General features: G+C 63.1%; 27 protein-coding genes and 1 pseudogene. 24 read left to right on the forward strand and 4 right to left on the reverse strand.

Annotated features, from left to right (window positions below; genetic code table 11):
- Positions 1 to 25 precede the first annotated feature (25 nt).
- The 15 genes from AS26_RS00195 to AS26_RS00260 all read left to right on the forward strand — a co-directional run bounded on the left by AS26_RS00195 (position 26) and on the right by AS26_RS00260 (position 8,905).
- On the forward strand, positions 26 to 676 hold the full coding sequence (locus tag AS26_RS00195) for an adenylate kinase (protein WP_062305278.1): 651 nt from the start codon (positions 26 to 28) through the stop codon (positions 674 to 676).
- An 11-nt stretch (positions 677 to 687) separates the two neighbouring features.
- A complete protein-coding gene (locus tag AS26_RS00200; protein WP_062305163.1) occupies positions 688 to 1,008 on the forward strand; it encodes a KOW domain-containing RNA-binding protein in 321 nt (106 codons plus the stop codon).
- Between the two features lies 1 nt (position 1,009).
- The gene (infA, locus tag AS26_RS00205) at positions 1,010 to 1,228 is read left to right on the forward strand and encodes a translation initiation factor IF-1 (RefSeq protein ID WP_026964681.1); all 219 of its coding nucleotides are present in this window, start codon (positions 1,010 to 1,012) and stop codon (positions 1,226 to 1,228) included.
- Positions 1,229 to 1,289: 61 nt separating this feature from the next.
- The gene (gene rpmJ, locus AS26_RS13680; RefSeq protein ID WP_008339738.1) at positions 1,290 to 1,403 is read left to right on the forward strand and encodes a 50S ribosomal protein L36; all 114 of its coding nucleotides are present in this window, start codon (positions 1,290 to 1,292) and stop codon (positions 1,401 to 1,403) included.
- A gap of 230 nt (positions 1,404 to 1,633) precedes the next feature.
- A complete protein-coding gene (gene rpsM / locus AS26_RS00210) occupies positions 1,634 to 2,002 on the forward strand; it encodes a 30S ribosomal protein S13 (protein ID WP_012811919.1) in 369 nt (122 codons plus the stop codon).
- A gap of 18 nt (positions 2,003 to 2,020) precedes the next feature.
- Positions 2,021 to 2,437 carry a 30S ribosomal protein S11 gene (gene rpsK / locus AS26_RS00215; RefSeq protein ID WP_062305166.1) on the forward strand — a complete coding sequence of 139 codons (417 nt, stop codon included), beginning with the start codon at positions 2,021 to 2,023 and terminating at the stop codon, positions 2,435 to 2,437.
- Between the two features lie 62 nt (positions 2,438 to 2,499).
- Positions 2,500 to 3,126, forward strand: a complete 627-nt coding sequence (gene rpsD / locus AS26_RS00220) for a 30S ribosomal protein S4 (protein WP_012811918.1) — start codon at positions 2,500 to 2,502, stop codon at positions 3,124 to 3,126.
- Between the two features lie 71 nt (positions 3,127 to 3,197).
- Positions 3,198 to 4,136: a DNA-directed RNA polymerase subunit alpha gene (locus AS26_RS00225; RefSeq protein WP_008339730.1), complete on the forward strand. Its 939-nt coding sequence runs from the start codon at positions 3,198 to 3,200 to the stop codon at positions 4,134 to 4,136.
- Positions 4,137 to 4,163: 27 nt separating this feature from the next.
- Positions 4,164 to 4,529 carry a 50S ribosomal protein L17 gene (gene rplQ, locus AS26_RS00230; RefSeq protein WP_062305168.1) on the forward strand — a complete coding sequence of 122 codons (366 nt, stop codon included), beginning with the start codon at positions 4,164 to 4,166 and terminating at the stop codon, positions 4,527 to 4,529.
- A gap of 11 nt (positions 4,530 to 4,540) precedes the next feature.
- A complete protein-coding gene (truA, locus tag AS26_RS00235; RefSeq protein ID WP_062305169.1) occupies positions 4,541 to 5,329 on the forward strand; it encodes a tRNA pseudouridine(38-40) synthase TruA in 789 nt (262 codons plus the stop codon).
- Positions 5,330 to 5,409: 80 nt separating this feature from the next.
- On the forward strand, positions 5,410 to 5,856 hold the full coding sequence (gene rplM, locus AS26_RS00240) for a 50S ribosomal protein L13 (RefSeq protein ID WP_062305171.1): 447 nt from the start codon (positions 5,410 to 5,412) through the stop codon (positions 5,854 to 5,856).
- A 15-nt stretch (positions 5,857 to 5,871) separates the two neighbouring features.
- Positions 5,872 to 6,264, forward strand: a complete 393-nt coding sequence (gene rpsI / locus AS26_RS00245; RefSeq protein ID WP_008339723.1) for a 30S ribosomal protein S9 — start codon at positions 5,872 to 5,874, stop codon at positions 6,262 to 6,264.
- Positions 6,265 to 6,481: 217 nt separating this feature from the next.
- The gene (locus AS26_RS00250) at positions 6,482 to 7,273 is read left to right on the forward strand and encodes an N-acetylmuramoyl-L-alanine amidase (protein ID WP_062305173.1); all 792 of its coding nucleotides are present in this window, start codon (positions 6,482 to 6,484) and stop codon (positions 7,271 to 7,273) included.
- A gap of 2 nt (positions 7,274 to 7,275) precedes the next feature.
- Positions 7,276 to 7,740: a hypothetical protein gene (locus AS26_RS00255; RefSeq protein WP_373278125.1), complete on the forward strand. Its 465-nt coding sequence runs from the start codon at positions 7,276 to 7,278 to the stop codon at positions 7,738 to 7,740.
- 67 nt (positions 7,741 to 7,807) lie between these two features.
- Positions 7,808 to 8,905, forward strand: a complete 1,098-nt coding sequence (locus tag AS26_RS00260) for an Mrp/NBP35 family ATP-binding protein (protein ID WP_062305174.1) — start codon at positions 7,808 to 7,810, stop codon at positions 8,903 to 8,905.
- A gap of 115 nt (positions 8,906 to 9,020) precedes the next feature.
- On the opposite strand, the gene gerD is transcribed toward AS26_RS00260, so the two are convergent.
- Both gerD and pdaB read right to left on the reverse strand, forming a co-directional pair.
- Positions 9,021 to 9,686, reverse strand: a complete 666-nt coding sequence (gene gerD, locus AS26_RS00265) for a spore germination lipoprotein GerD (RefSeq protein WP_062305176.1) — start codon at positions 9,684 to 9,686, stop codon at positions 9,021 to 9,023.
- A gap of 90 nt (positions 9,687 to 9,776) precedes the next feature.
- Positions 9,777 to 10,529 (reverse strand): polysaccharide deacetylase family sporulation protein PdaB, encoded by a 753-nt coding sequence (gene pdaB / locus AS26_RS00270; RefSeq protein ID WP_062305177.1) that lies wholly within the window; start codon positions 10,527 to 10,529, stop codon positions 9,777 to 9,779.
- A gap of 148 nt (positions 10,530 to 10,677) precedes the next feature.
- Here pdaB and AS26_RS00275 point away from each other — a divergent pair, with 148 nt between their 5' ends.
- The 5 genes from AS26_RS00275 to glmS all read left to right on the forward strand — a co-directional run bounded on the left by AS26_RS00275 (position 10,678) and on the right by glmS (position 16,986).
- Entirely contained in the window at positions 10,678 to 11,361 is a 684-nt protein-coding gene (locus AS26_RS00275; protein WP_062305281.1) for an SGNH/GDSL hydrolase family protein, read from the forward strand.
- A gap of 86 nt (positions 11,362 to 11,447) precedes the next feature.
- Positions 11,448 to 12,269 carry a diadenylate cyclase CdaA gene (gene cdaA / locus AS26_RS00280; protein ID WP_062305179.1) on the forward strand — a complete coding sequence of 274 codons (822 nt, stop codon included), beginning with the start codon at positions 11,448 to 11,450 and terminating at the stop codon, positions 12,267 to 12,269.
- Positions 12,266 to 13,471, forward strand: a complete 1,206-nt coding sequence (locus AS26_RS00285) for a CdaR family protein (protein WP_062305180.1) — start codon at positions 12,266 to 12,268, stop codon at positions 13,469 to 13,471. The genes cdaA and AS26_RS00285 overlap by 4 nt, the downstream gene beginning before the upstream one ends.
- 77 nt (positions 13,472 to 13,548) lie before the next feature.
- Positions 13,549 to 14,889, forward strand: coding sequence for a phosphoglucosamine mutase (glmM, locus tag AS26_RS00290; protein ID WP_062305181.1), 1,341 nt, complete (start codon positions 13,549 to 13,551; stop codon positions 14,887 to 14,889).
- A 267-nt stretch (positions 14,890 to 15,156) separates the two neighbouring features.
- Positions 15,157 to 16,986 carry a glutamine--fructose-6-phosphate transaminase (isomerizing) gene (gene glmS / locus AS26_RS00295; RefSeq protein WP_062305282.1) on the forward strand — a complete coding sequence of 610 codons (1,830 nt, stop codon included), beginning with the start codon at positions 15,157 to 15,159 and terminating at the stop codon, positions 16,984 to 16,986.
- 962 nt (positions 16,987 to 17,948) lie between these two features.
- Here glmS and AS26_RS00300 read toward each other — a convergent pair.
- The gene (locus AS26_RS00300) at positions 17,949 to 18,518 is read right to left on the reverse strand and encodes a hypothetical protein (RefSeq protein ID WP_062305183.1); all 570 of its coding nucleotides are present in this window, start codon (positions 18,516 to 18,518) and stop codon (positions 17,949 to 17,951) included.
- 202 nt (positions 18,519 to 18,720) lie between these two features.
- On the opposite strand from AS26_RS00300, the pseudogene AS26_RS13685 reads away from it, so the two are divergent.
- Both AS26_RS13685 and AS26_RS00305 read left to right on the forward strand, forming a co-directional pair.
- A pseudogene (locus tag AS26_RS13685) lies at positions 18,721 to 18,891 on the forward strand (nitrilase-related carbon-nitrogen hydrolase); the annotation flags it as partial.
- 29 nt (positions 18,892 to 18,920) lie between these two features.
- On the forward strand, positions 18,921 to 20,294 hold the full coding sequence (locus AS26_RS00305) for an aspartate aminotransferase family protein (protein WP_062305184.1): 1,374 nt from the start codon (positions 18,921 to 18,923) through the stop codon (positions 20,292 to 20,294).
- 76 nt (positions 20,295 to 20,370) lie between these two features.
- On the opposite strand, the gene AS26_RS00310 is transcribed toward AS26_RS00305, so the two are convergent.
- Complete coding sequence (locus AS26_RS00310; protein ID WP_062305186.1) at positions 20,371 to 20,988, reverse strand: TetR/AcrR family transcriptional regulator; 618 nt, start codon at positions 20,986 to 20,988, stop codon at positions 20,371 to 20,373.
- A 208-nt stretch (positions 20,989 to 21,196) separates the two neighbouring features.
- Between AS26_RS00310 and AS26_RS00315 the strand changes: the two genes are divergently transcribed.
- Positions 21,197 to 22,243 (forward strand): NAD(P)-dependent alcohol dehydrogenase, encoded by a 1,047-nt coding sequence (locus tag AS26_RS00315; protein WP_062305188.1) that lies wholly within the window; start codon positions 21,197 to 21,199, stop codon positions 22,241 to 22,243.
- Positions 22,244 to 22,307: 64 nt separating this feature from the next.
- Entirely contained in the window at positions 22,308 to 23,513 is a 1,206-nt protein-coding gene (locus tag AS26_RS00320; protein WP_169793460.1) for a multidrug effflux MFS transporter, read from the forward strand.
- The last annotated feature ends 89 nt before the right edge of the window (positions 23,514 to 23,602 follow it).

Raw genomic sequence — 23,602 nt, forward strand, 5'->3', positions numbered from 1 at the left:
CGCTCGTGCAAGGAGGGGGATGTCCGTGCAGGTCATTTTAATTGGATTGCCGGGCGCCGGAAAGGGAACGCAGGCCGCCAAGATACAGGCGGAGTTTGGGATTCCCCACGTTTCGACGGGAGACATGTTCCGGCAAGCTATCGCGTCCGGGAGCGATCTCGGCCGACAGGTGAAGGCGTATCTCGACTCCGGGCGCTTGGTGCCTGATGAGACCACTGTCGCGGTGGTGCGCGACAGGCTGCAGAAGCCGGACGCGGAGAAGGGCTTTCTGCTCGATGGCTTCCCGCGGACGGTGCCGCAGGCGCGGGCACTCGATGACTTGCTTCAGGAACTGGGGAAGCCGCTCGACTGCGTTCTGTACATCCACGTCGATCCTTCGGTGCTCAAGGAACGCCTGACGGGTCGCCGCGTATGTCGTTCCTGTGGGGCGACGTACCACGTCAAGTTCCAACCGCCGAAGGTGGAGGGCGTGTGCGACGTGTGCGGCGGCGAGCTGTACCAGCGCCCCGACGATACCGAGGAGGCGGTCGCCACTCGCCTGGAGCAGTTCAAGCAGACGGAACCCCTCATTGCGTACTATGAGGAGCGGGGTCTGCTCAAGCGGATCGACGGCGAGCAGCCCATCGAAAAGGTCCACGAGGACGTCGTCGCGGCCCTGGCGCCGTTTCAGAGGTGAAGCAGAGCGCGATGGGTGCACCTCGGGAGCTCCCTCCGGTTGGTTCGTACGTCGAGGTGATTCAAGGGCGGGACGCGGGTCTCATCGCGGTGGTTCTTGCGCACGAGGGCGACCGATTTGTGCGGATCGCCGACGGTGATGTTCGGCGCGTCGAGAAGCCCAAGAAGAAAAACGTGGCCCACGTTCGGCGAATTCATCGGGTGGCCGAAACCATTGCCCAGAAGTTGGCGGAAGGCGGCCGTGTGACGAATGCGGAGCTCCGCCACGCGGTGAGAATGTTGTTGGAGGCGCAAACGGCGAACGGACAAGAGCGTGAACAAGGGGGGACATGAGATGGCAAAGGACGATGTGATTGAAGTCGAAGGCACGGTGATTGAACCACTGCCGAACGCGATGTTCCGCGTCGAGCTCGAGAACGGGCACAAAGTCTTGGCGCATGTGTCAGGGAAGATCAGGATGCACTACATCAAGATCCTGCCGGGCGATCGCGTCACGGTCGAACTGTCACCGTACGATCTGAGCCGTGGCAGGATTACGTACCGCTACAAGTAATGGAGTGCTAGCATTCGCGGAGTCGTTGCGGTATGATACCGCAAGTGGAGGAGGGGTAAGTGTGAAAGTCCGTCCTTCCGTCAAGCCCATGTGCGAGAAGTGCAAAGTAATTCGCCGCAAGGGCAACGTGATGGTAATCTGCGAGAATCCGAAACACAAGCAGCGCCAAGGCTGACCAGGCATGCGCCACGGCGGGAAACTTGGGGCTTCCACGAAGACAGCGCGGCTGGTCCTTCCACGCGGCCTGCGGCCGCAACGCACATGCGTCCGCGGGTGAGCGTGAAGGGACTGTCTTCGTGTTTGCATACAAATCACTGAGCAGTCGCTGGACTCGGCAGCGCGCGCGAGGCGCGGTTCTGTACAAGCCCAGCGCGGACGAAGCACATTTGGAGGTGCAGTCTGTACATGGCACGTATTGCCGGCGTCGACTTGCCGCGCGATAAGCGCGTCGAGATCGGACTGACGTACATCTACGGCATCGGCCGCACGACGTCCAACAAGATCCTCGCGGCTACGGGCATTGATCCGAACAAGCGCGTCCGGGATCTGACGGAGGATGAGGTCGTTCGCCTGCGCGAAGAAATTGAGCGCAATTACAAGGTCGAGGGAGATCTCCGCCGCGAAGTGGCGATGAACATCAAGCGGCTCATCGATATCGGCTGCTACCGAGGCATCAGGCATCGCCGCGGGCTCCCGGTTCGTGGGCAGCGCACGAAGACCAACGCGCGCACGCGGAAGGGTCCGCGCCGCACGGTCGCAGGTAAGAAGAAGTAATCTCTGGAGGTGTCATCGTTGGCTAACAAGGTCACCAAGCGCCGTGGCTCGTCGACGAGTGCTCGCCCGCGCCGCCGAGATCGGAAGAACATCGAGGTGGGCGTGGCCCACATCAAGTCGACGTTCAACAATACCATCGTGAGCATCACGGACCCGGCGGGCAACGTCATCTCATGGGCTTCCGCCGGCACGGTGGGGTTCAAGGGCTCGCGCAAGAGCACGCCGTACGCTGCGCAGCTCGCGGCTGAGGCTGCCGCGCGTGCTGCGATGGAGCACGGGATGAAGTCGGTTGAGGTACTGGTCAAGGGCCCGGGTGCTGGCCGCGAGGCTGCCATTCGCTCGCTTCAGGCCGCAGGGCTCGAGATCACGGGGATCCGCGACGTCACGCCCATCCCGCACAACGGATGCCGTCCGCCGAAGCGCCGCCGCGTGTAATGAGGCGTCGGGATTTTGCGGGTTGAACAGGTATAACAACTAATGGAGGTGTCCATCCTAGAATGGCAAGGTATACAGGGCCCGTGTGCCGTCTGTGCCGCCGTGAAGGCATCAAGCTCTACCTGAAGGGTGAGCGGTGCTTCAGCGAGAAATGCGCTGTCGACAAGCGGCCGTACGCGCCGGGACAACATGGACAAGGTCGGAAGCGCACCACCGAGTACGGGATGCAGCTGCGGGAAAAGCAAAAGGCGCGCCGCTACTACGGGGTGCTTGAGAACCAGTTTGAGCGTTACTACGAGGAGGCCGCTCGCCGTCGCGGGGTGACGGGTGAGACGCTGCTCCAGCTGCTCGAGAGCCGCCTGGACAACGTCGTGTACCGGCTGGGCTTTGCGGCGTCCCGCGCGGAGGCTCGCCAATTGGTCCGCCATGGGCATATCCAGGTGAACGGCCGGCGCGTGGACATCCCGTCGTTTTTGGTGAAGGAAGGCGACGTGGTGTCCGTCCGGGAGAAGAGCCGCGACAACGCCCGCCTGAAGGAACTCGCCGAATTGATTCCGAGCCGCACCATTCCGGCCTGGCTGGAACTCGACGCCGAGAATTGGACGGCGAAGGTGCTGCGCCGCCCTGCGCGCGACGAGATCGACGCCCCGGTGCAGGAGCAGCAGATCGTCGAGTTCTATTCACGTTAATCCGGGGTGAACGCTGGATCGTCTAGCCAGCTCCGAGCGTCGACGAGTACCACTCCCAAGGAGGATTAGGAATGATCGAGATAGAGAAGCCGCGGATCGAGATTGTGGAACAAACCGGCGACTACGGGAAGTTCGTGTGCGAACCGCTGGAGCGCGGCTACGGGACGACGCTCGGCAACTCACTGCGCCGCATCCTGCTGTCTTCCATCCCGGGGGCAGCGGTGCGGTCGGTGAAGATCGAGGGCGTGCTGCACGAGTTCTCCACGATTCCTGGGGTCGTCGAGGATGTCACCGAGATCATTCTCAATCTCAAACGGCTCTCGTTGAAAATTCATTCCGACGAAGAGAAGACGCTGATCATCGACGCCGTGGGCCCGGGAGTGGTGACGGCTGGCGACATCCGCGCGGATTCGGACGTCGACATCATGAATCCTGACCTGCACATCGCGACGCTGACGGAGGGCGCGCGCATCTACATGGAGATGCGCGCCGGCCGGGGGCGCGGATACGTGCCGGCACACCGCAACAAGCCGGAGGAGCAGGAGATAGGGCTCATTCCCATCGACTCGCTGTACTCGCCCATTTCGCGCGTGAACTTCTCCGTGGAGAACACGCGCGTGGGTCAGATCACGGACTACGACAAACTCACGCTCGAGGTGTGGACGGACGGAAGCGTGGCGCCGGACGAGGCGGTCTCGATCGGGGCAAAGATTCTGACGGAGCACTTGATGCTGTTTGTCGGTCTGACGGATCGGGCGCGGGACACGGACCTCATGGTCGAGAAGGAGAACGCGCACAACGACAAGATCCTCGACATGCCCATTGAGGAATTGGACCTGTCGGTTCGCTCCTACAACTGCCTGAAGCGGGCGGGCATCAACACGGTGGCGGAGCTCTGCGCGAAGTCGGAAGAAGAGATGATGAAGGTCCGCAACCTCGGCCGCAAGTCGTTGGAAGAAGTGGTCGAGAAGTTGCATGCCCTTGGGCTTAGTTTGCGCAAGGACGACTGAGCGATTCGCAGCAAAGGAGGGAGACGCATGGCATATCGCAAGTTGAACCGGACTTCTTCGAGCCGCAAGGCGCTGTTTCGGAGCCTTGTGACGGATCTGTTCCTCTACGAGCGCATTCAGACGACGGAAGCGAAGGCCAAAGAGTTGCGTGCGATTGCGGAGAAAATGATCACGCTGGCGAAGCGGGGCGACCTGCATTCGCGCCGGCTCGTGGCTCGTTACGTGCGGCGCGAGAAGCTTTCGCCGCTCGGCGAGGGCCCGGATGCGATTCAGAAGCTGTTCGGGGACATCGCGCTTCGGTACAAGGACCGCAACGGCGGGTACACGCGCATCGTGAAGGTGGGCCCGCGGCGCGGTGACGCTGCACCGATGGTCGTGATCGAACTCGTGTGAGGGTGGGGCGTGTGAGCCGTGGGCGCCGGATTCGACTCGTGCTGGGCTATGACGGGTCGGGCTTCCACGGCTTTGCCCGTCAAGAAGGCCTGCGCACGGTTCAGGGCGTGCTTGAAGACGAGCTGAGGCGGATGCTCAACGTGGAGATTGCCGTCGAAGGTTCCGGCCGAACGGACCGGGGCGTGCACGCGCGCGCGCAGGTGGTTCACTTCGACTTGCCGTACGGGCCACCCGCGGACCGCATGGTGCATGTGCTGCGGCGGCGCCTGCCCGCTGATCTTTTGCCCCGCGACGCGGCCGAGGTGGACGAGGGCTTCCACGCTCGCTTTTCTGTGGTCCGTAAGACCTACCGGTACACGCTCGATTTGTCCCCTCTGCCGAGCCTCTACTGGTATCGCTTCAGCTGGCATCATCCAGAACCGCTCGATGTCGCCGCGATGCAGGAGGCGGCGCGACATTTGCTGGGGGAGCACGATTTCACCTCATTCTGTGCGGCCGACGCGCCGCAACAGGACAAGGTGCGCAGGCTCGATCGCGTCGAGTTTCGGACGGACGGATCGCGCCTCCACATTGAATTCGAGGGAAATGGGTTTCTTCAGTACATGGTGCGCATCCTGGTCGGGACCTTGGTGAAAGTCGGGCGAGGCAGAGAGAGGCCGGATCGAATTCCCCTCATCTTGGAGGCTCGGGACAGGCGGCTCGCCGGCGAAACGGCGCCGCCGCACGGGTTGTGCTTGTGGAACGTGGAGTATCCGCCTGAGTACGGCGGGAAAGTCATTGATCTGGGTGACGATTTATAATAGAATTGTGCAGGTATTTGACCCACTCGATTCCCCCGTTCCATCGGTAGGTCAAATTGCATCGTTCGGAGGGAACGTTGATGCGTACGACATATATGGCGAAGCCAGGCTCCGTCGAGCGCAAGTGGTATGTCATCGATGCCACGGGATGGCGCGTGGGCCGCTTGGCGACGCAGATCGCGATGATATTGCGCGGGAAGCATAAACCCGAGTATACGCCCCACGTCGACACGGGCGATTTCGTGATCGTCGTGAATGCGGACAAGGTCGTGTTCACCGGCCGCAAGCTGGACCAAAAGAAGTATTACCGCCACTCCGGTTACCCGGGCGGTCTCAAGGTCACCACGGCGCGCACCATGCTCAACACGCATCCGGAGCGCGTGCTGTACTATGCGGTGCGCGGCATGTTGCCGCACAACTCGCTCGGACGTCAGCAGCTGAAGAAGCTTCACATTTACGCGGGGCCTGAGCATCCGCATGCGGCGCAAAAACCGATTCCGTTGGTACCCGGCGAGACGCGGGAGTAAAGGAGGGGCTGCAACTTGGCAAGCGTTCAATATTGGGCTGTGGGCCGTCGCAAGACCTCCGTCGCTCGCGTGCGCCTTCTTCCGGGCGACGGCAAGATTGTCGTGAACAAGCGGCCGATGGATGAGTATTTCGGGCTCGAGTCGCTCAAGCTGATCGTGAAGCAACCGCTGTTGCTCACGGACACGGTGGGGCAGTACGACGTGTACGTGAACGTGCGCGGCGGCGGGATCTCGGGGCAGGCCGGCGCCATTCGGCACGGCATTGCTCGCGCGCTGCTGAAGGTGGATCCGAATCTGCGCCCGACGCTGAAGCGCGCAGGGCTCCTCACGCGCGATGCGCGCATGAAGGAGCGCAAAAAGTACGGGCTCAAGGCTGCGCGTCGCGCGCCGCAGTTCTCGAAGCGCTGAACGCGACACGCGGCGGCGCGTTGTGTTGGAGAGGCTGTTCCTATCCCGAGTCGGATGGGAGCAGCCTTTTTTGCCGTGCGCGCGAGCGCGGGCCTGAGGAGTCACCGCCTCATCGCTGCAGCGCTGTCACCGGGTTTCCGTGCGCGTTCGAGCCTCATGATCTGGCGCCCTGCTGCGCACACTGAGGGCAGCACGTTGCGCCGGAGGGGGCATGTTCATGCGCGGAAAACAGACGCACGTGCCGCTCGCGTTCGCCGCGATGGCGATGCTCGTGGGGGCGACGTCTCTCGCGGTACCGGCACGGGATGCGCAAGCGGCATGGTTTCATCCGCTTCAGCATAAGGTGAACGCAGGTGTGCATGCGACGGGCATCCAGGGCAAGATCATTGTCGTCGACGCAGGCCACGGTGGGCGCGACTCGGGCGCGCGGGGCGTCGGCGGGATTGAGGAGAAGGACATCACGCTCGCCGTCGCGCTCAAGCTCGCGCGCTACCTGCAGCAAGGCGGCGCCGTCGTCTTGATGACGAGGACCACGGACACAGACCTCGCCACAGAGCGCGATCGCGCCATGAAGCAGCGCCACCTGGGCGATTTGCGCGGCCGACTCAACGTGGTCCGCCGGCAGCGCGTCGACGCCTTCGTGTCGATTCACTGCAACAGCGCGCCGTCTCCAGATTGGCGCGGGGCTCAGGTCCTGTACCTGAAGACCAATCCGCACGCGAAGCAGTTGGCCACCGTCATGCAGGACGCGTTTCGGTCAGAGCTTTTGCCGACCCATCGCGATGTGCAGTCGAATCGGACGCTCTTTCTTCTCAAGCGGATTCAAGGGCCGACCGTCCTGGCCGAAATCGGATTTGTCTCCAACCCGGAGGAGGCGCGCGCGCTCGCCACGGAAACCTATCAGGAGCGCGTGGCCTTTGCCATGTACCAGGCTCTCGTGCGCTACTTTAGCGATCCAGCTCTCACGCAAGCGCCGCTGGACGGCGGCTTGATGCACAGGAGGGAGTGACATTGCGGCAGCGGCGCATCTGGGTGTTCGTGACCATGGCGGCTATGGGCGGGCTCGCGCTCGCGGCCTATCCGCCCCTGACCGCGGATCTCGTGGGGCGCCCGGCCTCGGCCACGCGCGCGGAAACGTCGTCGGGCCGTGCGTTGCCGCTCGCCCTCGACCGGGCGCCTTTCGATTGGGAAGGGCGCCCGGTCTACGTCTTGACCAACCGCTCCTCCACCGTCCTCCAGCACATCGTCATTCGGAGTTGGGAAGGCGACCTTCTGCCTATTCTCTCCATTGGGCCGAGGGCCCCTTCGCCCATCCCGCAGCGCCCCCTCGCCGACCCGCCTTACACGCTCAAGCCCGGTTGGTCCCTTTGGTTTGTCGGCCAGGACCAGCCGTGGCCTCGCTATGTCGTCAGCTGGCTGGATCAAGGCGTGAACGCGTACCAGGTCGTCTCCGGCCGTTTGGTTTCCCCCGCCTGATGATGTACACTAAACGCAGCGTCGCATGTAGGTTCCCAGGGGTCTGTGGACAAGGGGGTTTCGATAGATGGTCACTCGCGAGCAGGTCATGGAAGCGCTGCGGGACGTGAAAGATCCTGAGGTCGGCCGGAGCATCGTGGAGTTGGACATGGTGCCGTCGGTCGAGATCGACGGCGGAAAGGTCACGGTCGACGTGTTGCTCACCATCCGTGGCTGCCCGCTGTCGAACGTCATTGAGCGGGAAATCAAGGAGCGCCTCTCTCAGCTGGACGGCGTCACGGATATCGAGGTGCGCGTGGGGCATATGACCGACGAGCAGCGCGCGCAGTTCGCCGCGAAGGTGCGTGGCATGGGGCGGGCGAACGCCGAGGCGCAGCAGGCTGAGCTGCCCCCCATTTTGCGGCAGCAGGGGCGCCAGTTTCTCGCCATCGCCTCCGGCAAGGGGGGCGTCGGCAAGTCCACGGTGACGGCCAACCTAGCGGTTGCCCTTGCGCGCAAAGGCTATCGGGTGGCGCTCATCGACGCGGATATCTACGGCTTCAGTATCCCGGTCATCTTCGGCATCGAAGGCGTGAAGCCGGCGACCATCGAGGATTTGATCATGCCGGTGCAGGTCGAGGGCGTGAAGATCATGTCCATGCAGTTCTTCGTGCCCGAGAACACGCCCGTCGTGTGGCGCGGCCCGATGCTCGGCAAGACGCTGCGCAGCTTCTTCGGGCAGGTGCATTGGGGCGACGTGGACATCGTGCTCTTGGACCTGCCGCCAGGCACGGGCGACGTGGCGCTCGACGTGCACACGCTGCTGCCGCAGAGCAAACAGCTCATCGTCACGACGCCGCAGGCCGCCGCGGCCGAGGTGGCGGTGCGCGCGGGCCTGATGGGTGTGCGCACCAACCACCAGGTCATCGGCGTCGTTGAAAACATGGCGTATTTCGTGTGCGAATCGTGTGGCGAGACCGCGTACCTGTTCGGCCGGGGCGGCGGGGAGCGCGTGGCCGCGGCGCTCAACACCACGCTGCTCGCCGAGATCCCCGTTGCCAACCAAGAGAAGGAGCGGGCCGGCATCTTTGCCGCGGACTCCTTGCACGGGCAGGTCTTTGCCAAGCTGGCTGATCGCGTCGCGGAGGCCATGGGCCTCGCTCAAGGCCGCGAGCTCCGCGCGTGACGGCTCATCTCCACGGGGCGAGCATCGGCAATCGGCAGATGTACACAGGAAACGGCACAAGCGCGCCAAGTTCGGCGCGCTTGTGCCGTCGCGTTTACGGGCTCTTCGGCCTTGTTCATGAGGAGGATCCCGACTCGTCCGAGGAGTTGTTCGACTTCGATCCGCCCTTTTCGCTCTGTCCCTGACCGCCCGCCGTGGCCTGTCCAGCCTGCATCGCCTTTTGCACCGCATCTTGCACGGTCTGCTGGAATTGCACCTGAAACGTCGGTGAGGTGAGGGTCTGGAGGATCACCTTCTGCAGTTCCGACCGAAACTCGGGTCCCTGCATCATGGTCTGCAGGGACTTCATGAACTCGTTCGACTGCAACAGTACCAGCATGTCCTGCTGGAAGTTCGGATCTTTCATCAGACTCTCGACCGTGTCCTTGAGTTCAGGCTGGGCGGCCTTGGCCAGTGCCGCCGCGAACTGCGGGTCCTTGGCGGCCTCGGTCAGAAAGCTCTGCGTCTGTTTCGACTGGATGAAGTCGGTGAGCGCTTGTTTCACCTCGTCCGGGGATGCGATGAGCTGATTCTTGAACTCCGGATTTTTCAGGGTGTCCAAGAGCGCCTGCTGGCCTTCCTTGGAATTGAGGATGTCCACGACCATCTGTTTCGTCTGTGTGTAATTCCCGCCCCCGCCCTCTCCGCTTGCGCTCACGTCAGCCCCGGCGTTCATGCCACAGCCAGTGACAGCGAGAGCCGCGAGCCCGATGGCCACGAGGCGCGCAAGCCTGTCCTTCACGCGAAGCCCCTCCCCAACACCCGGTTTACCGTCAGTATGCGACGCGGCCCACCGGCTTATCCCCGGCGGGCGCGAAGGTATGACCACGCGTCACTCCACTTTCGACTTCACGTTGGCGCCCGCGAGGAGCTCGGAGACCGTCACAAAGCGATACCCTTGCTGGCGCAGGTTCTCGACGATCCGCGGCAGCGCCTCCACAATCTGCTTTGACGAGTCGCTGGCGTGCATCAGCACGATGTCGCCCGGCACCACGCGCTTCGTGACGCGGTTCACGATGGCATCCACGCCAGGATTCTTCCAGTCGAGAGAATCGGTGTTCCACTGCACGACCGTGTAGCCCATGTTGGTCAGACAGCGAATGACGCGCGGATTGAGGTCGCCGTTTGGCGTCCTGAACAACTTCGGTTTCACACCCGTGACCTGCTGAATCGCCTTGTCCGCGAGCATGGCCTGCTCCCGGATCCAGGAGTCCGGGTAATTCGAATAGTCCTTGTGCAGGTAGCCATGGCTTCCAATTTCATAGCCCATGGCCTTGATCTTCTTGGCGATTTCGGGATGGTGCATGGTCCATGGGCCGCTCAGAAAGAACGTCGCCTTCGTCACGCCGCACTTTTTCAGGGTCTCTAAGACCGGCTCAGGCGTGCGATGTCCCCAGGAGATGTCAAAGGTCAGGGCCACCACTTTCTCCTTCGTATCGACCTTGTAGATGGCCTTCGGCGCCTGTTCCTTCGTATCGGCGGCCCTCGCCATCCCGACTTGCAGGCTCATGCACGAAAAGGCACACACGCACGCGGCCACGAGGACCAACACGCCCGCGCGAAGTCGCTTCCAGAAGCTCTGCATTGGCCAACCTCCCCTTGCATTCTGCCTGCAGTGTTTGCAGCGTCCCCGCCTCCTATGCGATCTCGCCATCCGCTTGGGCGCTTCTTGTGACCAATCGCCGGGATAGCCCATAGCTTACGATCAGCGACTCACCCAGGAGGCGATGATCATGCTGATGCTCGCGCTCGGCGACTCCATTACATATGGCTACGGTGCGAGTGCGCCGGAGAAACGATTCGCAGAGCGCCTGCGCGCCCGGTTCGCTCGGCAGGTGCGCACAACGCTTCATGTCCAGGCCAAGCCGGGCTGGACGGCCAGGCAGCTGTTCAAATCGCTCCAGGATCTCCCGCCCTGCATCGTGGAAGAGGCCGAGATTGTCACGCTCATGATTGGCGGAAACGATCTCCTGCGCAGCGCGCCCCTCCTTCTGACGCGCCGGGCCGATCTGATTCAGGACATCATGCGCCGCTGCGAGGAGGACGTCGAGCGCCTCGTGGAGTGGTGCAAGCGTCCGCACAGCACCTTCGGCATTGCGACGCTCTACAATCCCTTTCCCAATTTCGAGCTGGCCGAGGAGGTGACGCAGGCGTACAACGATCGCGTCCGCGGGATCGCGCTTCGGCACGGGCTTGTGGTCGTCGAAACCTACAAAGCGTTTCGCGGGCACGAGCCGAACTACGTCGAGCACTACCGAAGCGGGCAGTTTCGGGATCTGCGCCTGTTTCGCAACCCGATTCACCCGACGGACGAGGGCCACGAGGCGCTGGCAAAGGCGTTCTTCCGCGCGTTGCAGCGGGCGCGATCGAAGGAACGCGCGAGGGCCATGCGCGGTCGGGCGGCGCGGCGAGCGTGAACGCCGGGTGGAAGGGGCTGTCTTGACGCGGGGCCTCGGGTAGGAAACAATGGGAACGAGACTCCCCGATGGTCAGGGGGCTTTGTATGGACGCGTGGTTCGCGGCAATCCGGGACTTTGGCTTCAAGGACGTCATTGACATCCTGTTTGTGGCCTTCATGATTTACTATCTGCTGCTTCTCATTCGCGGCACACGGGCCGTGCAGCTGCTGAAGGGTGTCATTGTCGTCGTGGTCGTGACCATGGTCTCGAGCCTGCTCAACCTGTCCGCCTCGAATTGGCTTCTGAACCGGATCATCGAAATCGGTTTGTTTGCCATCCCGGTCGTGTTTCAGCCCGAGCTTCGGCGCGCGCTGGAGCAGTTGGGGCGCGGAAGCCTGTGGAACTTCAATCTCCTCCTGCACGAGGAACCGAACATGGTGCACACGGTGAACGAGATCGTCAAGGCCTGTCAGGTGCTCGCGAAGACGAAGACGGGGGCGCTCATCGTCATCGAGCGCCAGACGGGCCTGAACGAATACATCGAGACGGGGACGCGGCTGGAGGCGCGCGTCAGCACGGAATTGTTCATCAACCTGTTTATCCCCAACACGCCGCTGCACGATGGGGCCGTGATTGTGCGCGGGACGCAGATCATGGCCGCGGGATGCGTGCTGCCGCTCACGGACAACCGAAATCTGGACAAGCAACTCGGTACGAGGCACCGCGCGGGGCTCGGCATCACTGAACAGTCGGACGGGGTGAGCGTGATTGTGTCCGAGGAGACAGGGCAGGTGTCCGTCTGCGTGGACGGCGTCATGCACAGCCATCTCGATGAGGAAGCCCTCAACGAACTGTTGATGAAGCTCGTCGTGCCGCAGAAGACGAGCGCGCTTTCCTTCTGGAATCGAAAGGCGGAGTCCCGATGATGGATCGGCTGCTCAACAACAACGTGGCGCTTCGCATCATCGCACTCGTGCTCGCGTGCATCCTGTGGCTTGCGGTTCACGCGGAACAGGGAGGCAGTCAACAGACCTCGACGGGCGTCACCGAGTCCTTCGAGCTTCCGGTGCGGGTGGAGACTTCGGCGGATGAAGTGTTGGTGTCCCAGGTGCCGACGGTCACGGCCCGGGTGACGACGAGCCTCTTGCGGCTGCCGACGCTCGCGAACGAGATGATGAAGGTCGAGATCGTCGCGGATGCGCAGGATCTTGGCCCCGGCACGTACACCCTGCACGTGGCGGCCATGAATATGCCGGCTGGCGTGCGAAGCTACGTGCTTGCGCCAGCCACCATCACGGTGACGCTCGAGCCGAAGGTCACTGTGGAGCGGCCCGTTCGGCTGAGCGTCGTGGGGACGCCGAGCCAGGGGTACGTCCTCGGCAAGCCGCAGCTCGGCGCGGGGGTGGTCGAAATCTCGGGCGCACAATCTAGCGTGCAGTCGGTGGAGGAGGTCGCGGGGGTCGTGGACGCGAGCGGGCTTTCGCAGACGCAGACGAAGCTCGTGGATCTTCTCCCGCTGGATGGGGCGGGCAAAGCGGTGCCGGGGGTGACGGTCACGCCGTCCGCCATCGCGGTGACGCTGCCGGTGACCTCGGCAAGCCAAACCGTGGAGCTGGTCCCCGCTGTGACCGGAACGCCGGCGGCCGGATATGCCATCGCATCCGTGCGCTTGGAACCGGCGCGCGCCGTGGAACAGGGCTTGCCGGCCGGGCAGCTTCCGCCGGGCGGGCTGCGGGTGCCCGTTGACGTGACGGGGCTCGCCAAGTCGACGACGGTGTCAATCCCGGTTCCGCTCCTGCCGGGGATGACAGGCGTGTCGCCCGCGGCGGTCACGGCCGTGATCGACGTGGAGCCATCGGCGGTGGCCACGCTGTCGAACATCCCGGTGACCATCACGGGGGCGACGGGCGTTCGCCTGATTGGGCCGCGCACGGTGACCGTGACGGTGACGGGGGCGCAGTCGGCCGTGCAGGCGGTCAAGAAGGATGGGGGCGCGGTTCAGGCCTACGTGGATGCCTCCGGGCTGAGCCGTGGCACGGCCTCGCTGCCCATCCTGGTCCATCTGCCGGAAGGGCTCAGCGCCGTCAGCGTCTCGGCGCGGACGGCCACGGTCCAGGCGATGCCGTGAAGCGCCAAAGACTGCATCTTTGCACGAACCGCCTTCTGTGGCACAATGTTTGCGTTGTGAGAGAGGAGCGTGCATCGGTGGGCAGGTGGTTTGGGACGGACGGCGTGCGCGGCGTGGCGAACCAGGAGCTCACGCCGGAGTTGGCGTTCCGGTTGGGGCGCGTAGGCGCATATGTGCTGACCTCACGCCGGCCGGGATCGCGCATTGTCGTCGGCAAGGACACCCGAATTTCGGGTGACATGTTGGAAACGGCGCTCGTGAGCGGAATTCTGTCGATGGGAGTGGATGCGCTCCGGCTCGGCGTCATTTCGACGCCTGGCGTGGCGTACCTGACGCGGCTTCTCCGCGCGGACGCGGGCGTGATGATTTCCGCGTCTCACAACCCGGTGGCCGACAACGGCATCAAGTTTTTCGGCGGCGATGGGTTTAAGCTCCTGGACGAGATGGAGGAGCGGATGGAGGCCTTGCTGGCCGAAGAAAACGATTCGCTGCCGAGGCCCATCGGCGACGGCGTGGGTCGGATGTACGACGAGCCGGCGACGGAGGCGTATATCCGCTTCCTGGTGCAGGCTGCGCGCGTGCGATTCGACGGCCTCAAAGTAGTGCTGGATTGCGCAAACGGCGCGGCGTCCTTCATCGCGCCCGAGGTGTTCCGGCGTCTCGGCGCGGACGTGATCGTCATCCACGCGAATCCGGACGGCGTGAACATCAACGTGGACTGCGGATCGACGCATCCGCACATCGTGCAGCGGGCGGTGCTGCAGCACAGCGCGGACGTGGGGCTCGCGTTCGATGGCGATGCGGATCGGTGCATCGCCGTGGACGAGAACGGCGAGGTGGCGGACGGCGACTTCATTATGGCCATTCTCGCGCGCGCCATGAAGGAAAAAGGAGAGTTGCGCGGAGACAAGGTCGTCGCCACGGTCATGTCCAACCTCGGCTTTGTCAAGGCCATGAGCGATCTCGGCATCACCGTGCTGCGCACGGCCGTGGGCGATCGGTACGTGATGGAGCGGATGCGCGAAGAGGGGGCGTCGCTCGGCGGCGAACAGAGCGGGCACATCATCCTGCTGGATCACACCACCACGGGCGACGGCATGCTGACAGCCGTGAAGCTGGTGGAGACCATGGTGGAGAGCGGCAAGCGGCTCTCCGAGTTGTCCCGCGTGATGGTCCGCTACCCGCAGATCTTGGAGAATGTGCGCGTGCGCGACAAACGCGCGTGGCGCGACAACGCGGCCATCCAGGACGCGCTGCGCAGGGCAGAGGCTCAGCTCGGCGACAGCGGGCGCGTGCTCGTGCGCGAGTCGGGGACCGAAAACCTCGTGCGGGTCATGGTCGAGGGCCTCGATGAGAAACTTCTGCGGCGCGTGGTGAGCGAGATGGTCCAGGTGATTCAGGCGGAACTCGGCGCGTGAGCCGGGCCGGCCGAAGGGAGGGATGCCAGGCGAGGAACCGGATGGGCGATTTCACGTAGGATGTCACATGCGGCTGTGAATCTGATACGCAGCGCATGTCAAGCGCCTGGACTCGGCTGTCGCCGAGTTGACGCGGAGGAGGTCGGCGAAAGATTCGGCGGATGCCTCCCGGCGCCAATCCGATCGCGCCGCAAGCGAAGCCTGAAATCCACCGGGCGACCGGTGGGACAGAGGTGAGCAGATCGGATGAAGGAGGATACCTGCTTCATGTGCGGAATTGTCGGCTACATCGGCCCAAGGAATGTCAAAGATGTCGTCGTCGGCGGCTTGGCGAAGCTCGAATACCGCGGCTACGATTCCGCGGGCGTGGCTGCACTGGCGGATGGGAACATCCGGATTGTCAAGGCGGTGGGTCGCCTGTCGAACTTGGAAGAGAAGCTCGCGGAGATGCCTATCTCCGGCCACATCGCCATCGGCCACACGCGGTGGGCGACGCACGGCAAGCCGTCGAACGAAAACGCGCATCCGCATCAGGACTGCAGTGGCCGATTTGCCATCGTGCACAACGGAATTGTGGAAAACTACCTCTCCCTGCGCGAAGAGCTGATGGCGCTCGGGCACGAGTTTCGCTCGGAGACCGACACGGAAGTCGTGGCGCACCTGATTGAAGAGATGTACAACGGCGATCTCTTCGAGACCATGATCGCCGTCGGCAAGCGGATCCGCGGCGCGTACGCGCTCGTCGTCATGGCGAAGGATCACCCGGACGAAATTGTCGCCGTCCGCCGCGCCAGCCCGATGATCATTGGCCTCGGCGAGAAGGAAAACTTCGTGGCGTCGGATATCCCCGCCATTCTCGAATACACGCGCGACATCTACGTGATGGAGGACGGCGAGATGGCGGTCCTGCGCCGCGACGGCGTCGAGTGTTTCACGATGGACGGCGAGCCCGTGAAGAAGGACGTGTATCACGTCACCTGGGACGCGGTCAGCGCGGAGCGCGGGGGTTATCCGCATTTCATGCTGAAGGAGATCCACGAACAGCCGAGGGCCGTCCGCGACACGCTGCGCGGCAGGGTGTCGGACGATTACCGTCGCGTGGAGCTTCCGGAGCTCGGCCTCACGGACGAGGAGATCCAGGCCATCGACCGGATTCACATCGTCGCGTGTGGCACATCGTGGCACGCGGGCCTCGTGGGGAAGGCCGCGATCGAGGCGTTCGCGCGCATTCCGGTCAACGTGGAAATTGCGTCGGAGTACCGGTATGCCGATCCCATCGCGACGCATCACACGCTGGTCATCGCCATCACGCAGTCGGGGGAGACCGCGGACACGCTGGCGGCGATGCGGGAGATGAAGAAGCGCGGCGTGCGCGTGGTGGCCATCACGAACGTGGTGGGCAGCTCGGCCGCGCGCGAGGCGGACAGCACCATCATCACGTGGGCGGGGCCGGAAATTGCCGTGGCGTCGACGAAGGCGTACACGACGCAGCTCGTGGCGCTGTACCTCTTGGCCGTGCGGTTTGGCCTGAGCCGAGGCACGCTTGCGGAGGAGAAGGCGCGCGAGGTGCTGGCGGCGCTCGCCGACCTGCCCCAGGTCGTGGAGCAGGTGCTGGACACGGCGCCGCAGATCGAGTCGTTTGCCAAGCGCTACAAGGATGCGCACGACACGTTCTTCATCGGCCGCGGCATCGACTATGCGGTCTCGCTCGAGGGCGCGCTCAAGCTCAAGGAAATCTCCTACATTCACGCGGAGGCGTACGCGGCGGGCGAGCTGAAGCACGGGACACTCGCGCTCATCACGGACGGCGTGCCGGTCATTGCGCTCGCGATGCAGCCGGAACTGTACGAGAAGACGCTGTCGAACATCGTGGAGGTGAAGGCGCGCGGCGCGTTCGTCCTCGGGCTCACGTGGGTGGGCAACGAGGATTTGGAGAAGACGGTCGACGAAGTCATCTATTTGCCCAAGACGATGCCGTTGCTCGCGCCGGTGGCGGCGGTGATTCCGCTGCAGCTGTTGGCGTACTACGCGGCGGTAGCGCGGGGGAACGACGTCGACAAGCCGCGGAACTTGGCGAAGAGCGTGACGGTAGAGTGACGCGCGAAGGCGGACCGGGAGAGCTCCGGTTCGCAAAATCAAGTTCTTCACATCCAACCAATTTGTCCCTGAGAAAATAAGTTGTTCGCTACAGCACGGGGGAATTCGGGTCAAAAGCCTGGATTCGCCCGTCTTTTTTCGCGCCTGTGAGCGATGGGCGGCGGAAGCATAAAGGCGTGGGATTTGGCGGGGGTAAAGCGCGAGGGCGCATCGAAGAAGTGGATTCGAGAGTCATACCGTGCCGGGAGCTAAGAAGGGGGGCGAGGGGCAGGGCGAGAATGTTTGGGTACGGGGTGTCTGTGGTGAGCATGGTGGTCTTTGTGCAACGGTCGACTCATTGTCGAAGTGATAAGGTGAATGGCGTGCGCGAAAGGGAGTAGGAGTTCATTCTGGAGGCTTATGCCTGGAAGAGGTCCGATACGACGTTTCATCTGCTGGCAGCACGGTGAAAACGATACCTATGTCGTGAACACCTCAAAGGAAAGGTGTGCTAAGGCGGTATCGACAAGGTAGATACTCTGCTGATGAGGTTCGTGCGGAACTTGAATAGATGGATGTGCTGGGTAATTTGATGGCCGTGCCCAAAGTTGTCGGAACAAAGACCATGATACAGTTGAGTGGGAACCGTGAGCTCCTTTATGCAGTGTTTGAGTTTGTCGATGGTAAGGAGGTTGAGAACCCCGAAGGTACTTGGGATGGATTGAGTTAGAAATCTCCTAAACGAAGTTGTTTTCTGCAGGAAGCGTAAAAATCAGGAGATCGTCCGGTTGGAGCAGAGGAGGGTCATTTGACAAACGGTCGATTTGAAGAAGGTTTTGAACTGTTCAAGAACACCGCACGGAAAGGGAAGAGCTGCACGATGGCCTCCTTCCAAGGTGCGCACTCGACTAGGGGCGATGCAACCGATGATGGACGGCGGTGGGTCCATCTCTTTGCCACACATCAGGTTGGCCTCATCCATATCAGATCAACACGCGCATCCGCTCCGGGCCGCGCCGCAAGGTGACCACGTATCGAAAGCGCCCCGCACGGAAGGGCCAATTCAAGAGAATCAGCACGCTGGGCCCCGAGGCATCGCACAGCATCTGCATGCCGTGCGCCATGTCGCGGACATGGTGCGAATGGGCAAGCTCCGAGACGCCTAAGGCCGCCATTCCGACGGCAATGGCAGCGAGAAACACCACAGCAACCGTCCATTCGCTCACTCTCTGCAAGGACTTGCCCATGACCTCCCAGGTCCCCTCACAGGAAGCCCCTGCGATTTCGCAGATGCGCGCATCTGCCTGCCAACGAACCGCGACTTCTCGCTGCTCTCCTCGCCACTTGGCATAGACAGCCAAAACACAAGCCAGCAGCGCAAAAGAAGGGAGATCTAACCAGAACCAGCCGGCAGAGTCGACCGGCAGGTGGCCGACGAGGCTCCCGGTGGCTAGGTAGGCAGCGAAGATCAACGCGAGCGCACAGAACAACCCAATGGCCTGGCGACGCGTCGCGCGGGAAAGAATCACGCCCCGAATATCCGTTGGTTCCATGCCACTCACCTTCCGCTGTCAACCATTTTACACCTGAACGCTCGTCAACGGATCACCGAGTGGGTTGTCCATCGTTTTTGCTGGAGCCCAACCGTTCAGTTGATGCAAGAGGTGGCGAAGCGTCACGAAAGGGTCCTCGTTGTTCCCCTCTACGAGGAGGCCATGCCCGGCGTGTATTCCAACACGGCGGCCGTGATCGACGCAGTCGTACCTGGTCGACCCGCGGGGCAACTTTGTGCGCGTTGCTTCGCGAGATCAGGACGAGATTGTCATCGCCGACATGGACCGCGAGGTCATCCGCGAGGTGCGCGAGACGTGGCAGTTTTACCGAGATCGCAGGCCGGAGACGTATGGTACACTGGCCTCAACCTAATTCCTCACGGACGCGAAAGAGGGATGCGCATGGCGGTCGAAAACGAGGTGCTTGGCGCGGGCAGATCGGCGTGGCTCGAGAAGGATAGGCGCTACGTGTGGCACGGCATGGTGCCCTACGAGGCGGCGCAACATCCGCTGCACGTCGTTCGGGGCGACGGCCCCTATGTCTTTGACGTGGACGGGCGCAAGTATTTGGACGCGATGTCGGGGCTTTGGTGCGTGAACCTCGGTTATTCGCGGCGGGAACTCGCTGAGGCGGCCTATCGCCAGCTGACGGAGATGCCGTATTATCCTCTGACTCAAACCCACTCGCCCGCCATCGAGTTGGCTGAGCGAATTTCCACTTGGCTCGGTGGTGAGTACCGCGTCTTTTTCTCGAACAGCGGCTCGGAGGCCAACGAGGTCGCGTTCAAGATCGCGCGCCAATACCACGCGCAGCGGGATGAGCCGCATCGCTGGAAGATTGTCTCGCGCTACCGCGCGTACCACGGAAACACGATGGGGGCACTTGCGGCGTCCGGACAGTTTGACCGGAAGTACCGCTACGAGCCGTTGGCGCCGGGCTTCGTTCACGTCCCACCGCCCGATTGCTATCGCTGCCCGTTCGCCAAACAGCCGGCGACGTGTGCCCTGGAGTGCGCGCGCCACGTGGGTGACGTCATGCGTTGGGAAGTGGATGCGACCATCGCGGCCGTGATCGCCGAGCCCGTCATCACGGGCGGAGGTGTCCTCGTCACGCCGGACGGTTACCTGCCCAAACTACGGGAGATCTGTGATCGGCACGGCGCACTGCTCATTGTGGATGAGGTGATCTGCGGCTTTGGGCGGACGGGTGCGCCCTTTGGCCATCAGCGCTTCGGCGTGCGCCCGGACATCGTGACGATGGCCAAGGGCATCACGAGCGGCTATCTGCCGCTCGCCGCGACCGCGGTGCGCGCGGAGATTTTCGACGCAGCCTTCGCGACGAGTGAGGACTACGCGCACCTGCGGCATGTCAATACGTTCGGCGGTCACCCGGCCTCCTGCGCCGTAGGGCTCGCGACGCTCGATATCATGGAGCGCGAGAACCTGGTCGATCGCGCCCGCACGTTGGGCGATGTGCTGGCGGGGGAACTGGCGCGGCTTGAGGATCTGCCGCACGTGGGGGACATCCGCACATTTGGCCTGCTGGCGGGCGTGGAGATGGTCGAGGACAGGGCGACGCGTGCGCCGCTGGCGCCGGATCTCGTGGCTCGCGTGGTGGCGGAGTGCAAGGCGCGCGGCGTGATCGTCGGGAAAAATGGCGACACCACGCCGGGTGGCAACAATGTCGTGACGCTGTGTCCGCCTTTCGTGGTGTCTGAAGGGGACATTCAGCACATCGTCGACGTGCTTCGAGACGCCATTCTCTCCCTTTCGTGACGGCGCAGTGCAGGTGGTGTGAGCGGCGTGGGCAGCGCATCTCCCGCATGTCGCGGCGCGGTGCGCTGCCTTGGGTTTACGCGCCTGGGTCCAACTGGGCGAGCGGCGCCGCCGGGGTTTCGCGTTCCGCGACGGGGCGTCGGAGCGTGGGCAGTTGTGCGTAGACGGCTTCCAGCATGCGCCCTACGCGATCCGCCATGACCTTCGGCGGATGGGGCATGCCCTGTTGCAGCCACCACTCCACCGTTCCGACGTAGGCGTGCACGACGAACTGGAGGATGACCTCTTCCTCCGGCAGCGGTTGACGGCCCACGACTTTGCGAATCTCCTCCCGGAACGAGCTCATGCAGGATTCGACGTAGCGCCGGCGGAAGTAAGGCGCCCCTGCTTGGGTCAGCATGGTACCGAAGAAGTCGTACCGGTCCGCGAGATATTGAAAGCAGTGTTCGGTGGCCGGGACCCAGTCGAGTTCACAGACGCACCGGCCGAACTCGTCCATCTCCCGAATGGCGTCCTCAATGATGCGATCCAACAGGTCGTATTTGTCCAGAAAATGGAGATAGAACGTCTTTCGGCTGACGTTGGCGCGGTCCGTGATGTCCTGGACCGTGATATGCTCGAAATCCTTCTCCTTCATGAGGCCCACGAACGCCTCGCGAATCGCCTGGCGCGATTTCTGTACTCGCCGATCCACTGGGCTCGTCCTCCTCGCTTCCTTTCCTTGCTTTCCTCACTGCTCCTTCGTTTCCAATTCGAAAGAGGCCACACTTTTCGCGCAAATGTGTACTAATGCGCATCGGCGCGCGACGTGTCCATGGCCCTCGGGCCGCGCTGCGCTACAATCGTACACGTTCGAAGCTTACTACATGGTTGTGTAATTCGCCAGTGGGGAGGTTGGCGCAATGCGAGTCCAAGCGCGAGGCGTGCTGAGCAAGGAGAGCCCGTTTCACGCCATCGAGATTGAGCGGCGGGCGCTTCAACCCGAGGACGTGCTGATTGAAATCCAATACTGCGGGATCTGCCACTCCGACATTCATTCGGCCCGCGGCGAGTGGGGCGAAGTGCGGTATCCCTTTGTGCCCGGGCACGAGATCACTGGCATCGTCAAGGAGGTCGGCCCCGCGGTGACCCGATTCAAGCCGGGCGATCGCGTCGGGGTGGGCTGCATGGTCGACTCGTGCGGCGAATGCGAGAACTGCAAGCGCGGCGATGAGCAGTACTGTGTGAAGGGCAACATTCAGACCTACGGGAGCGTGGACCGCTATGGTCAATACACCATGGGAGGCTATTCCACGCACATCGTCGTGAAAGAAGACTTCGTCCTTCGAATTCCGGATGCGCTGCCCCTCGACAAGGCCGCTCCGCTCCTGTGCGCGGGGATCACGACGTATTCGCCGCTGCGCCACTGGCAGGCGGGGCCCGGAAAGGAAGTCGCCGTGATCGGCCTCGGTGGGCTCGGCCACATGGCCGTGAAGCTCGCGAAGGCGATGGGGGCGGAGGTGACGGTGCTGTCCCAGTCGCTGCGCAAAAAGGAGGATGGGCTGCGCCTCGGGGCAAAAGCGTATTACGCGACGAGCGATCCGGAGACCTTCCGCCAGCTCGCGGGCCGTTTCGATCTCATCATCAACACGGTGTCTGCCAAGATCCCCATCAATGCGTATCTCGAGCTGCTGAAGACGGACGGGACGCTCGTCAACGTGGGCGCGCCGCCGGAGGCGCTCGAGGTGAACGCGTTCCCGCTTATCACTCACAGGCGGTCGTTCGCGGGTTCGTGCATCGGCGGCATTCGCGAGACGCAGGAGATGCTCGATTTCTGCGCGGCACACGGGGTGACGCCGGAGATTGAGATGATTTCGGCGGACGAGATCGACGCGGCGTGGGAGCGCGTGCTGAAGTCGGACGTGCGGTACCGGTTCGTGATTGACATCAGCACGATGCGGCAATCGTGATTCCGTGTTCAGGCGCGCTGGTCGGTGAACGGAAGCGCGGCGAAGATTCGCGGAGGGGATGACGTTGCGGCCGGCCATGTTCGCCGCCTGGGTGGCGGTGTTTTCCGCCCTGGGGCCGTTCACGGTCGACATGTACCTGTCGGCCTTTCCGGACCTTGCGAGCCAACTGCACGCGAGTCCGGCGGTGATTCAATTGAGCCTCACGATGGGCATGTTAGGTCTGGCGTGCGGTCAGGCCGCGGCGGGGCCGCTCTCCGACGTGTGGGGGCGCCGCCGTCCGCTCGCGTGGGGCATGGGCTTATTCACGCTGGCCTCGTTGGGCTGCGCCCTGTCCCCGAACGCGGCCTGTTTCGTCGCGATGCGATGGATCCAGGGCTGCGGAGCAGGCGCGGCCCTGTCTATTCCTCGCGCCATGGTCAGAGATGAATTTGAAGGGCTTGCGTTGACGAGGTTGTATGCTTTGACGTCGATCATCGGCAGCGTCTCGCCCCTCATTTCGCCTCTGGTTGGTGGCATGGTCCTCACCGCCGCGGGGTGGCGAGGCATCTTTTGGCTCCTGACTGCGGTGGGAATGGTACTCTTCGTGATGGCCAGATTTGTGTTGCCGGAGACGCTGCCGCGCGCGCGAAGGGTGAGCCGAAGCGCGGGGGCGCCGGGAACGGCGTACCTCGCCGTGCTGAGAGATAAGACGTTTACCGTCTACGCGGTGATTTCAGGCCTGTACATGGGGGCGATTTTCGCGTATGTGGCGGGAAGTCCGTTCGTGTATGAGACGCTGTATGGGCTCAACCCGATTGTCTATTCGGCAGTCTTTGCGTCGAACGGAGTCGGGCTTATGGCCGCAGCGCAAGCGCTCAGGATGCTTGCACCGCGCGTGCCGGTGAAGCGACTCCTGCACGGAGCGCTGTGGGTGGGGGCGTCGGCTGGGCTTTGCGCATGTTTCACCGCGGGCCTGCACGGGCCGTTCCCCGTTCTCGTTGGAGCCTTGTTTGTGTTGAACGCGGCGAACGGGTTCATCGGACCTGCCTGCACGTCGCTCGCCATGCAAAACCATGGAGAACGAGCGGGTACGGCATCCGCAGTGCTCGGGATTTTGCCGTTTCTCTTCGGCAGCATCACGTCGCCCTTGCCTGGCGTCGGGGGTGCGCGCGACGCCTGGCCGTTTGGGCTCACCATCTTGGGTTGCGCCGCCCTGTGTCTGTGCCTGATTGGGCTCGGTCGCATGGGCCGCGCAAAGACCGCGCCCGCTTCCGACGCCTCAAACCTGTGACGACCGGACGCGAGCTAGCTCCGGTTGGTCTTTTCCTGTCCTTGCGGTACAATCGAGATACAGCCCTATCTGTGCGGATTTCGAGCTGA

The organism is Alicyclobacillus sendaiensis NBRC 100866 (assembly GCF_001552675.1).
Classification (GTDB): domain Bacteria; phylum Bacillota; class Bacilli; order Alicyclobacillales; family Alicyclobacillaceae; genus Alicyclobacillus; species Alicyclobacillus sendaiensis.

Excerpts from the sequence above, each read along its gene's own strand:
- rpsD (WP_012811918.1), top strand. The coding sequence starts at position 2,500 with ATGGCAAGGTATACAGGGCCCGTGTGCCGTCTGTGCCGCCGTGAAGGC.
- AS26_RS00200 (WP_062305163.1), top strand. The coding sequence starts at position 688 with ATGGGTGCACCTCGGGAGCTCCCTCCGGTTGGTTCGTACGTCGAGGTG.
- infA (WP_026964681.1), top strand. The coding sequence starts at position 1,010 with ATGGCAAAGGACGATGTGATTGAAGTCGAAGGCACGGTGATTGAACCA.
- rplQ (WP_062305168.1), top strand. The coding sequence starts at position 4,164 with ATGGCATATCGCAAGTTGAACCGGACTTCTTCGAGCCGCAAGGCGCTG.
- AS26_RS00260 (WP_062305174.1), top strand. The coding sequence starts at position 7,808 with ATGGTCACTCGCGAGCAGGTCATGGAAGCGCTGCGGGACGTGAAAGAT.
- rplM (WP_062305171.1), top strand. The coding sequence starts at position 5,410 with ATGCGTACGACATATATGGCGAAGCCAGGCTCCGTCGAGCGCAAGTGG.
- cdaA (WP_062305179.1), top strand. The coding sequence starts at position 11,448 with ATGGACGCGTGGTTCGCGGCAATCCGGGACTTTGGCTTCAAGGACGTC.
- AS26_RS00285 (WP_062305180.1), top strand. The coding sequence starts at position 12,266 with ATGATGGATCGGCTGCTCAACAACAACGTGGCGCTTCGCATCATCGCA.
- rpsM (WP_012811919.1), top strand. The coding sequence starts at position 1,634 with ATGGCACGTATTGCCGGCGTCGACTTGCCGCGCGATAAGCGCGTCGAG.
- AS26_RS00305 (WP_062305184.1), top strand. The coding sequence starts at position 18,921 with ATGGCGGTCGAAAACGAGGTGCTTGGCGCGGGCAGATCGGCGTGGCTC.
- AS26_RS00300 (WP_062305183.1), bottom strand. The coding sequence starts at position 18,518 with ATGGAACCAACGGATATTCGGGGCGTGATTCTTTCCCGCGCGACGCGT.
- AS26_RS00315 (WP_062305188.1), top strand. The coding sequence starts at position 21,197 with ATGCGAGTCCAAGCGCGAGGCGTGCTGAGCAAGGAGAGCCCGTTTCAC.
- AS26_RS00275 (WP_062305281.1), top strand. The coding sequence starts at position 10,678 with ATGCTGATGCTCGCGCTCGGCGACTCCATTACATATGGCTACGGTGCG.
- AS26_RS00250 (WP_062305173.1), top strand. The coding sequence starts at position 6,482 with ATGCGCGGAAAACAGACGCACGTGCCGCTCGCGTTCGCCGCGATGGCG.
- glmS (WP_062305282.1), top strand. The coding sequence starts at position 15,157 with ATGTGCGGAATTGTCGGCTACATCGGCCCAAGGAATGTCAAAGATGTC.
- AS26_RS00225 (WP_008339730.1), top strand. The coding sequence starts at position 3,198 with ATGATCGAGATAGAGAAGCCGCGGATCGAGATTGTGGAACAAACCGGC.
- pdaB (WP_062305177.1), bottom strand. The coding sequence starts at position 10,529 with ATGCAGAGCTTCTGGAAGCGACTTCGCGCGGGCGTGTTGGTCCTCGTG.